9 protein-coding genes are annotated in these 13,109 nt (G+C 46.1%); 8 read left to right on the top strand and 1 reads right to left on the bottom strand.

Annotated elements, in window-relative coordinates:
* Nucleotides 1–93 precede the first annotated feature (93 nt).
* From gap to lpdA, 8 genes are all read left to right on the top strand, one after another.
* Nucleotides 94–1,101, top strand: coding sequence for a type I glyceraldehyde-3-phosphate dehydrogenase (gene gap, locus CCS90_RS01900; protein WP_099017812.1), 1,008 nt, complete (start codon nucleotides 94–96; stop codon nucleotides 1,099–1,101).
* A 33-nt stretch (nucleotides 1,102–1,134) separates the two neighbouring features.
* Nucleotides 1,135–2,310, top strand: coding sequence for a phosphoglycerate kinase (locus CCS90_RS01895; protein ID WP_099017811.1), 1,176 nt, complete (start codon nucleotides 1,135–1,137; stop codon nucleotides 2,308–2,310).
* An 82-nt stretch (nucleotides 2,311–2,392) separates the two neighbouring features.
* The gene (locus tag CCS90_RS01890) at nucleotides 2,393–3,418 is read left to right on the top strand and encodes a class I fructose-bisphosphate aldolase (protein WP_099017810.1); all 1,026 of its coding nucleotides are present in this window, start codon (nucleotides 2,393–2,395) and stop codon (nucleotides 3,416–3,418) included.
* A 112-nt stretch (nucleotides 3,419–3,530) separates the two neighbouring features.
* Nucleotides 3,531–5,810 (top strand): NADP-dependent malic enzyme, encoded by a 2,280-nt coding sequence (locus CCS90_RS01885; protein WP_099017809.1) that lies wholly within the window; start codon nucleotides 3,531–3,533, stop codon nucleotides 5,808–5,810.
* Nucleotides 5,811–5,862: 52 nt separating this feature from the next.
* On the top strand, nucleotides 5,863–8,526 hold the full coding sequence (gene aceE, locus CCS90_RS01880; RefSeq protein WP_099017808.1) for a pyruvate dehydrogenase (acetyl-transferring), homodimeric type: 2,664 nt from the start codon (nucleotides 5,863–5,865) through the stop codon (nucleotides 8,524–8,526).
* Nucleotides 8,527–8,536: 10 nt separating this feature from the next.
* Nucleotides 8,537–9,859, top strand: coding sequence for a dihydrolipoyllysine-residue acetyltransferase (gene aceF, locus CCS90_RS01875; protein WP_099017807.1), 1,323 nt, complete (start codon nucleotides 8,537–8,539; stop codon nucleotides 9,857–9,859).
* Between the two features lie 16 nt (nucleotides 9,860–9,875).
* Nucleotides 9,876–10,544, top strand: coding sequence for a hypothetical protein (locus tag CCS90_RS01870; RefSeq protein WP_099017806.1), 669 nt, complete (start codon nucleotides 9,876–9,878; stop codon nucleotides 10,542–10,544).
* Between the two features lie 16 nt (nucleotides 10,545–10,560).
* Entirely contained in the window at nucleotides 10,561–12,288 is a 1,728-nt protein-coding gene (gene lpdA / locus CCS90_RS01865) for a dihydrolipoyl dehydrogenase (RefSeq protein ID WP_099017805.1), read from the top strand.
* Between the two features lie 99 nt (nucleotides 12,289–12,387).
* On the opposite strand, the gene tmpT is transcribed toward lpdA, so the two are convergent.
* Nucleotides 12,388–13,020: a thiopurine S-methyltransferase gene (gene tmpT, locus CCS90_RS01860; RefSeq protein WP_099017804.1), complete on the bottom strand. Its 633-nt coding sequence runs from the start codon at nucleotides 13,018–13,020 to the stop codon at nucleotides 12,388–12,390.
* Nucleotides 13,021–13,109: the final 89 nt, after the last annotated feature.

Raw genomic sequence — 13,109 nt, 5'->3', positions numbered from 1 at the left:
TTTTGTGCATTAAATTAATCATCTTTGCTTGAGTCAACTTGAAAAATCACCGACAATCAATAGATAGATACAGAAATAGATAAGAGAAAAAATATGACCATAAAAATCGCCATCAATGGATACGGCCGTGTGGGCCGTTGCATCCTAAGAGCCCTTTACGAATACCAAAGAACTGAAGACATTAAAATCGTTGCCATCAATGATTTGGGCGATCCTGCTGCCATGCAATACCTCACCCAATACGATACCGCTCATGGCCGTTTCAATGCCCAGGTTTCTATACAAGATGGGCACTTGGTGGTTGATAATGATCGCATCAAGATACTGTCAGAAGCTGATCCAGAGCAATTACCTTGGGCCGATCTGGGTGTCGATGTGGTGCTGGAATGTACCGGTCATTTCAGAAGCCGGGCCTTGGCCGCCAAACACATCACAGCTGGAGCCAAAAAAGTCATCATTTCAGCACCAGCCAATGGCGAAATTGATGCCACCATTGTGTTTGGTGTCAATGACCATATTTTGACTTCAGACATGCAGGTTATTTCGAATGCCTCTTGCACCACCAATTGCTTGTCACCGTTGGCACAAGCGATCAATGAAAAAATTGGCATTGAATCAGGTTTAATGACTACCATTCATGCCTACACCAATGATCAAGTCCTGTCAGACACCTACCACAAAGATTTGCGCCGGGCGCGAGCGGCTGGTTTGAACCAAATCCCTACCAAGACCGGCGCCGCATTGGCCGTTGGCTTGGTGATGCCCGAATTGAACGGTAAATTAGATGGTTATGCCATGCGAGTACCTACCATCAATGTTTCTTCGGTGGACTTAACTTTTATTGCCAGCAAAGAAACTTCAGTCGATGAAGTGAATGAAGTGGTAAAATCTGCCGCGCAAAAATCATCCGTGATGAATTATTGTGAGCAGCCTCTGGTGTCAATTGACTTTAACCACAACCCAGCTTCATCAACTTTTGATGCCGGTATGACCAGAGTGAATCAAGGCAAACTGGTGAAAGTACTTGCCTGGTATGACAATGAATGGGGGTTTGCGAACCGCATGTTGGATGTTTCCTTGGCGCTGATGCAGGCCAAATAACGTCTTGTTCTAACAGTATTAGAAGGTTTTAAAATGAAAGTAAAGTTAATGGCTGACCAGGACCTGAATAACAAAAAGGTCCTCATTCGACTGGATTTAAATGTTCCCATGAAAAATGGCACCATCACCAGTGACCAGCGGATATTGGCCTCCTTGCCAAGCATCGAACTGGCCTTGGAAAAAGGCGCCGCGGTTATTTTGATGTCACACTTGGGTCGACCCACCGAAGGACAACCTGAGTCCAATTTTTCATTGCAGCCAGTGGCAGATTATTTGAGCCTGTCTTTGAATCAAAAAGTCCACTTAATCAATGATTGGAGTAATGGGGTTGTGGTTGAAAAGGGCGAAGTGGTGTTGTTAGAAAATGTCCGCTTTAATGTGGGTGAAAAAGCCAACGACGATGGCTTGGCTAAACGCCTGGCCAGCCTTTGTGATGTGTATGTGATGGATGCTTTTGGTACCGCACACCGTGCACATGCATCAACCCATGGTGTGGCTAAATTTGCACCATTGTCCTGTGCTGGCCCATTGCTTGCACATGAGCTGGCCTCCTTGGCCAAAGGCCTTGAGAACCCCAAAAGACCCATGTTGGCAATTGTTGGTGGTTCCAAAGTTTCTACTAAATTGACGGTGCTTGATACCTTGTCTACCCAGGTTGATCAATTGATTGTTGGTGGCGGTATTGCCAACACCTTTATTGCAGCAGCTGGTTATCCGGTGGGCAAATCCCTGTGTGAACCCAACTTGATTGAACACGCCAAAAGCTTAATCAACCAAGCGATCAAAGCCGGTAACGAAATCCCCATTCCCACTGATGTGGTGGTGGCGACTGAATTCAGTGAAGATGCCCAAGCCATCATCAAAAATGTTGATGAAGTAGGCCCCTATGACATGATTCTTGATATTGGCCCCAAAACAGCGGCCAAGTACGCCGCCATGGCCGAACAAGCCGGCACCGTTATTTGGAATGGACCGGTCGGGGTGTTCGAATTTGACCAATTTGGTGAAGGAACCCGCACTTTGGCCCTTGGAATTGCCAATAGTAAAGGTTTTTCAATGGCTGGAGGCGGAGATACGCTTGCTGCGGTTGATAAATATCAAATAACAGATAAACTATCGTACATTTCAACCGGTGGTGGCGCCTTCCTCGAGTTTTTAGAAGGCAAAGAATTACCAGCCGTGGCTATTTTAGAAGCCATGTCCAATTAACCACGCTGGATCGCACAGACAATTGACTGATTAACCAACTGAAATCAGTAAACAGAATAAACAGCATATATAGGAATAAAAGATGACAGATAAATTAGATGAAATGATTGAAACAGCTGCGGCGATGGTTGCTGCTGGACGCGGTGTACTGGCCATTGATGAATCAACGGGCACTTGTAAAAAACGCTTTGACAGCATTGGGGTTGAATGTACTGAACAGTCACGTCGGGATTATCGCCACATGTTATTGAGTACCCCAGATTTAGGCGAACACATTTCTGGTTCAATCTTATTTGATGAAACCCTGCGCCAATCTTCTGCAGACGGTGTTCCTTTGACTAAAATCATGCAAGACAATGGCATCATCCCCGGCATTAAAGTCGACAAAGGTGCACATCCATTGGCTGGTTTTGAAGGTGAAAAAATAACCGAAGGTCTGGATGGTTTGCGCGAACGATTGAATGAATATTATGAGTTGGGTGCTCGCTTTGCTAAATGGCGTGCGGTCATTACCATCAGCGAAGACAACCCTTCTCAAGCTTGTATTGATGCCAATTGTCATGCCTTGGCTCGCTATGCAGCATTGTGTCAAGAAGCCGGTTTGGTACCCATGGTTGAACCAGAAGTGTTGATGGAAGGCGATCATGACCTGCAAACGGCTTATGAAGTGACCTTGTTGACCTTAAAAACTTTGTTTGATCAGTTGTTTGATCAAAATGTGGTGCTTGAAGCCTGTATTTTGAAATCAAGCATGGTGGTTCCTGGTGCCGATTGTCCAGAACAAGCTGATGTTGATGATGTGGCTGAAGCCACTTTGGACTGTTTCTTTAATGCAGTTCCAGCTTCATTGGCCGGGATTGTCTTTCTATCAGGCGGCCAGTCTGAAATTGAAGCCACTGAACATTTGGATGCGATGAACCGCATGGGTACTTTACCTTGGCCTTTAAGCTTTTCTTATGGTCGCGCTTTGCAGTCTTCTGCATTGAAAGTTTGGGGCGCCAATCCTCAAGACAATGTAAAGGCAGCTCAAGCCGAATTGTCTCACCGAGCCCGCATGAATGGTTTGGCTACCATGGGACAATATGAGTCAAAGTTAGAATCTGAATAAAACAGCAAATCAATCACTGTATCAGGATCGATCAGTGAATTAACTCAACAACGCTCTTGCTCAGTTAAACCAAGAGCGTTGTTGTCTCAATGACAGTGTTGGGGGCAACATAATGAGTCTAAGAGAAGACATTAAGCAAGCCGCTTTGGATTATCACAAACATCCAACGCCTGGAAAAATTAAAATAACCGCCACCAAGGCGCTGACCACACAACAAGACTTGGCTTTGGCCTATTCTCCTGGCGTGGCTGCACCCTCAATGGCAATCTATGAAGATCCGGCCACCGCTGCAGATTACACCGCTCGCGCCAATATGGTTGCTGTGGTCACCAATGGTACTGCTGTATTGGGGTTGGGTGACATTGGACCTTTGGCTGCCAAACCAGTGATGGAAGGCAAGGCCGTGCTGTTCAAAAAATTTGCAGGGATAGATGTCTTTGACATTGAAATTGATGAGAAAGACCCTGACAAATTAATTGATATCATCGCTGCTCTCGAACCCACCTTTGGCGGCATTAATTTAGAAGACATCAAATCGCCTGAATGTTTTTATATTGAAGAAAAATTAAAAAACCGCATGAAAGTGCCGGTTTTTCATGATGACCAACATGGCACAGCCATCATTTGTGGTGCTGCAGTGATCAATGCCATGCATGTGGTTGGTAAAGAGTTATCACAAGTTAAATTGGTCACATCAGGAGCCGGCGCTGCGGGCATGGCCTGTTTGGACTTGTTGGTGGAATTGGGCATGAGTATGGATAACATCATTGTTTCTGATTCTGCTGGGGTGCTGTACGAAGGTCGTGAAGATTTAGAATCAGACCGCAAACGCGCCTATGCCAAAGGTGTCAAACAACAATCGGTGACTGAAGCATTGGTTGGTGCAGACATATTTTTGGGGGTGTCTGTGGCAGGTGTACTTAAGCCTGAAATGATTAAACCAATGGCCAAAGACCCTTTGATCATGGCTTTGGCCAATCCCATTCCTGAAATCATGCCTGATTTGGCCTTGGAAGTCAGGCCCGATGCCATCATTGCAACGGGGCGTTCAGACTTCCCAAATCAAGTGAACAATGTATTGTGTTTTCCTTACATATTCCGCGGGGCCTTGGATGCTGGCGCCAGCTGTATCAATGAAGCCATGAAAACCGCTTGCGTCCATGCATTGGCCCAATTGGCCAGAATGGAAGTCAGTGAAGTCAGTAGCAAAGCCTATGGTGGCAAGGAAATGAAGTTTGGCCGAGAATATTTGATTCCACAACCTTTTGATCCACGCATCTTGATTCATGTGGCTCCTGCCGTTGCCAAGGCTGCCATGGAAAGTGGTGTGGCCACCCGCCAAATCACCAACATGGCCGAATACAAACACCAGTTGAATGAATTTGTCTACCAAAGCGGCTTGTTGATGCGGCCAGTGTTTGATGCAGCACGCAAAGATTTAAAGCGCGTCGTTTTGGCTGAAGGTGAAGACGATCGTGTGTTGCGCGCTGTCCAAGTGATCAACAATGATCAATTGGCAATTCCAATCTTAATTGGCCGCCCTGATGTGATCAATCAACGCATCAAAAGGGTGGGGCTGAATTTAGAAATTGGCCGTGACTTTGAATTGGTCAATCCACAAGATGACCCGCGATTCAAAGCCTATTGGACCCAATACCATGAACTGATGCAACGCCAAGGCGTGAGCCCTCAAATTGCCAAAGCAATCGTCAGGACCCGCACCACAGTCATTGCTGCATTGATGGTTAAACGCGGTGAAGCCGATGCCATGTTGGCAGGACTGACAGGACGATTCCACAAGGTGCTACAACACATCACTGATGTGATTGGTTTAAAGGATCAAACACCATCAGGTTTGAGCGCAGTGGCCACTGACATGGGCAGTTATTTTGTCACTGACACCAATGTCAACCCCAATCCATCCGCCGAAGAGATTGCCAATATGGCCATCAGTGCAGCTGAACGCGTCAAAGCTTTTGGCAAAACACCCAGGTTGGCTTTGATGTCATATTCAAACTTCGGTACCCGTGATGGCAACAGCCCAGAAAAAATGCGCAAGGCGCTGAAGTTGATTCGCAAACTGGCACCCGATTTGGCCGTTGAAGGTGAAATGGATGCTGAGTTCGCTTTGATGCCAAATATCAGGGCCCATGTATTTCCCAACGCCAATTACGAACAAAAAGCCAACTTGCTGATCATGCCCAATTTGGATTCGGCCACCATGGCTTTAAACATGATAAGATATTTTTCCCAAGGTGTTACTGTGGGGCCCATGTTAATGGGTACCAATTTGCCGGCACATGTATTGAACCCTTCTTCTTCAGTCAGGAGAATAGTCAATATGGTGGCCATTGCTGCGGTTGATGCACAAAAGGTAAGCCAGGAATCGTAAATACAGATAATTTATAAAAAAACAATACCAAAAAACAACGACAAAGAATGCTATGACAAACATCAAAACCACACCTGATTTGGATCCAACAGAAACACAAGAATGGCTTGATGCCTTAACCGCAGTGATCAATGAAGAAGGTCCTGAACGGGCCCATTACTTGATTGAACAATTGATTGATTTGAATCGACGCTCAGGTGGTCATTTGCCTTACCAAGCCACCACTGCTTACCTCAACACCATTCCATTGGGTGAAGAGAAAAAATCTCCTGGTAACAATGACCTGGAATGGCGCATTCGTGCCATCATACGTTGGAATGCCATGGCCATGGTGGTCAGGGCCAATCGCAGACCTGGTGCATTGGGCGGACACATTGCTTCTTTTGCTTCGGCCGCCACCATCTATGATGTGGGTTTTAATCATTTTTTCAGAGGTTCAGACCACCCTTCAGGTGGCGACTTGTTGTATGTACAGGGTCACTGTGCACCTGGTTTTTATGCCAGGGCCTATTTAGAAGGTCGCATCAATGAACAACAAATGGATAATTTCCGTCGTGAAGTGGATGGCGATGGACTGTCTTCATACCCCCACCCTTGGTTGATGCCAGATTTCTGGCAGTTTGCTACCGTTTCGATGGGATTGGGGCCGATTCAAGCCATTTACCAAGCACGATTCATGAAATACCTGCAGAACCGCGGCTTGATTGAAAAAACCGATAAAAAAGTCTATTGTTTTCTGGGTGATGGTGAAACCGATGAGCCTGAATCATTGGGTGCCATTTCTTTGGCTGGGCGCGAAAAATTGGATAACTTGGTGTTTGTGATTAACTGTAACCTACAACGCTTGGATGGACCGGTTCGTGGTAATGGCAAAATCATACAAGAATTAGAAGGTGTGTTCCGTGGTGCCGGTTGGAATGCAATCAAAGTCATTTGGGGCTCTTACTGGGATAAATTACTGGCCAAAGACAAAGACGGCTTATTGCGCAAACGCATGGAAGAAGCGGTTGACGGCGATTATCAAAACTACAAATCAAAAGATGGCGCCTATGTGCGTGAACATTTCTTTGGTAAATACCCTGAATTAAAAGCCATGGTTGCAAACATGACCGATGATGACATCTGGCGTTTGAATCGTGGTGGCCATGACCCACATAAAATGTATGCGGCATATGCAGAAGCCAACGAGACCGAAGGACTACCAACGGTAATTCTGGCCAAAACGGTTAAAGGTTATGGCATGGGCCATTCTGGACAAGCAGCCAACACCACCCATCAACAGAAAAAAATGGACACCGAATCCATTCGTCAATTCAGAGACAAGTTTCATGTACCGATCAAAGACGATCAACTGGAAGAAGTCCCTTATTACAAACCCGCCGAAGACTCTGCAGAAATGAAATACCTGCAACAACGCCGAGAAGAGCTCGGTGGGTACTTGCCTCGCAGGGTGGTCAAAGAACAATCTTTAGATGTGCCTGCTTTGTCGGCGTTTGAAAGCATCACCAAAGGCACCGGCGAAAGAGAAATTTCAACCACCATGGCTTTTGTGCGGGTGTTGTCATTGTTGTTACGTGACAAAGCCATTAAACAGCGCATTGTGCCAATATTGTGCGATGAAGGCAGAACCTTTGGTATGGAAGGCATGTTCCGCCAATTAGGCATTTATTCCCACCAAGGGCAACAATATGAACCAGAAGATTCAGATCAATTGATGTTCTACAAAGAATCAGCTGACGGTCAAATTTTACAAGAAGGCATCACCGAGGCGGGTGCCATGTCTTCGTGGATTGCCGCAGCAACTTCTTACGCCAATTACAATGTGCCGATGATTCCCTTCTACATTTATTACTCCATGTTTGGACATCAACGCATTGGCGATTTATGTTGGGCAGCTGGTGACATGCGTGCCAAAGGGTTTTTGTTGGGTGGAACAGCTGGTCGCACCACCTTGAATGGCGAAGGCTTGCAACACCAAGATGGTCAATCACATTTGATTGCATCGACCGTACCTAACTGCATATCTTATGACCCAACTTATGCCCATGAAGTGGCAGTGATCATTCAAAATGGTTTGGAACGGATGTATGGCAACAACGAAGATGTGTATTATTACCTGACCTTGATGAATGAAAACTACCCCCATCCTGAAATGGTTAAAGGCCAAGAAGAAGGCATCATCAAAGGCATGTACTTACTGAAAGATGGCGGCAAAGCCAAGATCAAAGCACAGCTGCTGGGATCAGGCACCATCTTGCGCGAAGTGGAAGCCGCTGCCGAGTTGTTGGCCAAAGATTTCAAAGTCAGTTGTGACATTTGGAGTGCCACTTCTTTGACAGAGTTGAAACGCGAAGCACAGGCCGTAGCCAGACAAAACCGCTTACATGCTGACAAGAAAGCCAAACTCAGTTATGTTGAACAATGCCTCAGCAAACAACCCGGTCCAGTGATTGCTGCAACCGATTACACCCATGATTTTGCAGAGCAAATCAGACCATGGGTCAGCAACAGCTACACCACTTTAGGTACCGATGGCTTTGGCCGCAGTGACACCAGAGAACAGTTGCGTAATTTCTTTGAAGTGGATCGCAACCACATTGCTTATACCACCGTAGTGGAATTGGTTAAATCCGGCGACTTACCAAAAACTGCCATAGGCAAAGCCAAAAAAACCTATAACATTGATGATGCGGTCGCTGACCCACGAAACAGATGAGGAATAGATTGTGAGTGAAAGCAAACAAATAAACATACCTGATATTGGTGACTTCGCAGAAGTCGAAGTGATTGAAGTGTTGGTCCAAGTGGGTGACGAAGTCAGTGCTGAAGATGCCATCATTTCCTTAGAATCTGAAAAAGCCACGATTGAAGTCCCGACCCCTGAAGGTGGCGTCATTGAAGCAATTTTGGTCAAAGAAGGCGATTTTGTTTCAGAAGGTTCACCGATGATCAAAATCAAAACCTCATCAAGCAATGATAACAAGCCTGCTGAAGCGCCGAAAGAAGCTGCCAAAGAGGAAGCTGAACCGGCCAAAGAAACACCCAAGCAAGCGGCCGCGGAGCAATCGTCAGCAGAAAAACCAGCGAAGGCGGCACCTAAGCCACCGCCAGTGCCGGTTGAAATTCCCAAGCAGCCCAGTGGTAAATTGGCACACGCTTCTCCGTCAGTGCGCAAGTTTGCACGCGAGCTCGGTGCAGACATTTCTCAAGTGATAGGAACGGGCCGGAAAGGCCGAATCACCCAAGATGATGTTAAGAATCACATCAAAACAGCCATGCAGACGGGTGGCCAAACGGTGGTTACCGCAGGTTTTGATGTACCACCATTCCCCGCCGTTGATTTCACCCAATTTGGCGAAGTGGACAGTCAGCCCTTGAACCGCATCCAGAAAATTTCTGGCAAATACTTGCATCGCAATTGGGTACGCATCCCACATGTGACGCAATACGATGAATCTGACATCACCGAACTTGAAGACTTCAGACAAGCCAATAAAGCCGACGCCAAAGCGCAAGGATTCAGCCTAACACCACTGGCCTTTATTGTGAAAGCCATGGCCAAAGCCTTGAAGAAATTTCCAAAATTCAACAGCTCATTGGATGTGGATGGTGAAAACCTGATCTACAAAAAATACTTTCACATTGGTATTGCGGTGGACACCCCCAATGGCTTGGTGGTTCCGGTCATCCGAGATTGTGATAAAAAAGAAGTGTTTGAAATTGCCAAAGAAATGCGCGACATTTCGCTCAAAGCCAGAGACGGTAAATTATCTCCCAGTGACATGCAAGGTGGCTGTATTTCAATTTCCTCCTTGGGTGGCATCGGAGGGACTGCATTCACACCCATCATCAATGCGCCTGAAGTGGCCATATTGGGCGTCTCCAGATCTAACATCAAACCAGTTTGGAACGGCAAAGAATTCGAACCCAAACTGATGTTGCCACTGTCTTTGAGTTATGACCATCGTGTCATTGATGGTGCTGATGCCGCACGCTTTATCGTGTACTTATCCAGCATCCTGGCCGATATGAAGAAAATGTTGTTGTAAATTAAGCAGCCGACTGATGTTTGAAAAGTTAAAAAAATGGGTGGAACAAGCACAACAAAGGGCGGTGCAAAGTGTAGAGCCCGCCGTGTTCAATCACCCATTGGCTCAACAAACAGATTGGCACCCGCTGAAGGGCGGAGGGGCTAATTTTCAAACCCATCGCTTGGACAGCAGTAACCCAGATTTTCTGGTTTTTAAAGCCAGCAAGGGTGCTTATTTATTTTCAGCGGCCTTTGTCTTTTTTGGAATCATCGGCATGCTCATCCCAGCGCTTATTTTTTTCCATGAAGGCCAAAAGGAATGGGGGTTGGTGTTGTTTGCCCTGTTGTTTGGCGGTGTGTTTTTAGCTGTTGGGTTCTTTTTGTTTTACTACATGACCACACCACGGGTTTTTGACACTTTTTATGGCTGTTACTTTAAAGGTCGAAAAAAACCAGACCATAAGCTCAGCATGGATTCAAACAACCAGCATGCACTGACCCACCTCAGTGAAGTCAAAGCCATTCAAGTATTGCGTGAACGCATAAGCAGTAAAAATGGTTCCTACTACAGTTATGAAATCAATCTGGTGTTAGCAGACGCCAGCAGAATCAATGTCATTGATCACGGCAAACATGAAGCTGTTATCGATGACGCCGAATTATTGGCCACCACCTTGGGCGTTCCCCTTTGGGACGGCTCTTAGAAAACAAGAGATAACAATGAGTAAAATAACAGACATTAAAATTCCAGAAATAGGCGACTTTGACAACGTTCCAGTGATTGAAGTCTTGGTTAAAGCCGGTGACAACGTTGATAAAGACCAGTCATTAGTTACTTTAGAAAGTGATAAAGCGACCATGGAAATCCCCAGTCCACAAAGTGGCGTGATTAAATCCATGACAGTCAGTGAAGGGGACCAAGTTTCAATTGGTCAGGTGATCGGCACCATGGAAGTCGCTGATGAAACTGAACCCAAAGCAACGGAAAACCAAAAAATCAAAGATGAACCAACCCCAAAAGCGCAACCTGTGGTGAAACAAGCCGAGGTAAAGGAGGGCGATTATGACACTGAATTATTGGTGATTGGCGCTGGACCAGGTGGCTACACCGCGGCATTTCGTGCGGCTGATTTGGGCATGGATGTGACTTTGGTTGAACGCTACGATTCTTTAGGCGGTGTCTGTTTGAACGTGGGTTGTATCCCATCCAAAGCTTTGTTACATACGGCGGCAGTCATTCGTGAAACCGAGCACATGGCTTCACATGGTGTGACTTTCAGCAAGCCTGAAATCGATCGTGAAAAATTATTGGGCTTTAAACAATCCGTGGTACAAAAGCTCACTGGCGGCTTGGGCCAAATGGCCAAGCAAAGAAAAGTCAATCGCAAAACCGGCGAAGCCAAATTTATCGACGCCCACACCGTCACCATTGATGGCGAAACACTGACCTTCAAGCAATGCATCATTGCAGCTGGTTCTCAAGTGTTCAAATTACCCGGCATGCCTTGGGAAGATGATCGCTTGATGGATTCAACCGACGCTTTGGAAATGCAAGACATACCCAAGTCTATGTTGATCATCGGTGGCGGTATCATTGGCTTGGAAATGGCCACGGTTTACTCAGCCCTTGGCACTGAAATCACCATCGTAGAAATGATGGATCAAATCATTCCAGGTGCTGACAAGGATTTGGTCAAGCCGTTGATGCAACACATCAAAAAACAATACAAAGAAATCAAACTCAAATCCAAAGTCACTGCTTGTGTGGCCAATAAAACGGGACTGGAAGTTGAATTTGATGGTGCAGAAAAAGTCACTTATGACCGTGTTTTGGTGGCCGTAGGTCGCATACCCAATGGCAAATTATTGGATGCGGAAAAAGCCGGCGTTGAAGTCACTGACCGTGGTTTCATTGAGGTTGATAAACAAATGCGCACCAATGTAGATCACATTTTTGCCATTGGCGACATCGTCGGTCAACCGATGCTGGCACACAAAGCCACCCATGAAGCCAAAGTCGCTGCTGAAGTGGCGCACGGCCAGAAAGTGTATTTTGATGCGTTGGTGATTCCTTCGGTGGCTTACACCGATCCAGAAGTGGCGTGGGTGGGCTTGACAGAATTGGAGGCCAAAGAGCAGGACTTGGCTTATGAAATCGGTAAGTTTCCATGGGCAGCCAGTGGCCGTGCCATCGGCAATGACCGCACAGAAGGTTTTACCAAGTTATTGTTTGATCCTGAAACCAATCGCATCCTCGGCGCTGGGATCGTAGGTACCAATGCAGGTGAGTTAATCAGTGAGTTGTGTTTGGCGATTGAAATGGGTTGTGAAGCGGCTGACATTGGGCTGACCATTCACCCCCATCCCACCTTGGCTGAATCCGTGGCCATGAGTGCCGAAGCCTATGAAGGCACCATCACTGATTTGTATCTACCGAAGAAAAAATAATCAGTCCATTTGGGGGGATTCTGTGAGGCTCGTAGAATCTCCCAACATCATGGGCTGATTGAATATGATCACTGTACTCAGGATGGTCTTCTATCCTGTTTACAGCAACAACCAAACCTGCTCATCAGCTTGACAGCCACCTTTTAAGCCGCCTTTCACATCCACACTGTCCAACAAGGTCACTTGATAATGCGCGTCATAATGTTGTATGACCTCATTCTGGCTGATCGAGAATGGCGGGCCTTCCTGTAACCCTTGGTCATAATCGAAGGTAATCAACAACTGTGGTGCCAAGTCACAAACTTCCATCAAGTGTCTACAGTACGCAAGCCGCATGTCATGAGGAAGCGCCACCAAGGATGCGCGGTCATAAATGGCATCTATCGGCCCAACAATGTCATCACTCAATTGAAAATAATCGCCGACCAAGATTTCAATGTTATAAGCAGAGTAACGTTTGAATGATCGGTCATTCCAAATCTCGGCTTTGACTTCAAGCGTTGCAAAAAACTGTTCTATGGCCGCCTCGCTCAATTCAACGCCGACCACTTTGTATCCTTGTTTAAGCAACCAAATCATGTCTATTGATTTACCACACAAGGGCACAAAAACGGTGTCACCCGTTGCTAAATTCAAGGATTTGATGTGACTGACTAACAAAGGATTAACGGCCTTTTGGTCAAAGCCAAGTTCATTGTTTTGCCAAACATCAAACCAAAATTCTTTTTGCATAGGTACCTCACAGATAGTATTGAATAAAGACTTTTGTCTTTCATTACTCATTGTACACACTGTGAGCCAATGATTCATACCATGGTGTA

The organism is Marinicella litoralis (genome assembly GCF_002591915.1).
GTDB classification, from domain to species: Bacteria; Pseudomonadota; Gammaproteobacteria; order Xanthomonadales; family Marinicellaceae; genus Marinicella; species Marinicella litoralis.
Note: the sequence above shows the minus strand (reverse complement) of the source record. Positions and strands in the feature narration are given on the sequence as shown.

What these genes read in the sequence shown, in the direction of transcription:
- gap (WP_099017812.1), top strand. Translation starts at nt 94, where the DNA reads ATGACCATAAAAATCGCCATCAATGGATACGGCCGTGTGGGCCGTTGC.
- CCS90_RS01895 (WP_099017811.1), top strand. Translation starts at nt 1,135, where the DNA reads ATGAAAGTAAAGTTAATGGCTGACCAGGACCTGAATAACAAAAAGGTC.
- CCS90_RS01890 (WP_099017810.1), top strand. Translation starts at nt 2,393, where the DNA reads ATGACAGATAAATTAGATGAAATGATTGAAACAGCTGCGGCGATGGTT.
- CCS90_RS01885 (WP_099017809.1), top strand. Translation starts at nt 3,531, where the DNA reads ATGAGTCTAAGAGAAGACATTAAGCAAGCCGCTTTGGATTATCACAAA.
- aceE (WP_099017808.1), top strand. Translation starts at nt 5,863, where the DNA reads ATGACAAACATCAAAACCACACCTGATTTGGATCCAACAGAAACACAA.
- CCS90_RS01870 (WP_099017806.1), top strand. Translation starts at nt 9,876, where the DNA reads ATGTTTGAAAAGTTAAAAAAATGGGTGGAACAAGCACAACAAAGGGCG.
- lpdA (WP_099017805.1), top strand. Translation starts at nt 10,561, where the DNA reads ATGAGTAAAATAACAGACATTAAAATTCCAGAAATAGGCGACTTTGAC.
- tmpT (WP_099017804.1), bottom strand. Translation starts at nt 13,020, where the DNA reads ATGCAAAAAGAATTTTGGTTTGATGTTTGGCAAAACAATGAACTTGGC.